The 535-nt window shown below is 63.6% G+C and carries 1 protein-coding gene; it reads right to left on the bottom strand.

Features of this window, described 5'->3' with window-relative positions; genetic code table 11:
• Positions 1-166: 166 nt before the first annotated feature.
• Positions 167-535 (bottom strand): glycosyltransferase (locus CWM66_RS28990; RefSeq protein ID WP_199200077.1); only part of this gene is annotated, 369 nt, incomplete at its 5' end.

The raw sequence follows: 535 nt of genomic DNA, 5'->3' as shown, positions 1-535 counted from the left end.
GCCAGCACTTCTGAAAGGATGAGCGCAAAGATCAACACCTGGGCCAGAGGGTGGATGATCATCCACAGGCCGCCGAGCTTGCTGCGGATGAAGCGCAGCCGCAGTTCGTTCTTGATCGAGGAAAGAATGAAATGGCGGTAACGCCAAACGGCAAGGAGCATGTCCTTCATGCCGCGTCTCCCATGTGCTCGTTGTCCTTGTGGCGAGGTTGCTTTTCAAGCTGGCGCAGTCGTTCGCGAATCAACCGCCCGGCCACGGCCGGTGCGTTGGACTGCTGAATGTCGTGGGCGGCCTGTTGTCCGAGGGCAGCGGCGAGGCCCGGCTCGTCGACCAGGCGGCGCATGTACATGGCGGCCTGGTCGATGTCGGGCTCTGCCCACTCCGCTCCTGCGCCGCCGGGATAGGCATCGGCGGCGACCGGCACCATGCGATAGCCGACCGGGCAGCTATTGCGGGCATCCATGAAGTCCATGTTGCCTGACCACCCGCTACCGATCACCGGCTTGCCCATCGCCATGCATTCGGCCAGGCCCAG

The sequence above is a fragment of the Kosakonia sp. H7A genome (assembly GCF_003028445.1).
Classification (GTDB): Bacteria; Pseudomonadota; Gammaproteobacteria; order Enterobacterales; family Enterobacteriaceae; genus Kosakonia; species Kosakonia radicincitans.
Note: the sequence above shows the minus strand (reverse complement) of the source record. Positions and strands in the feature narration are given on the sequence as shown.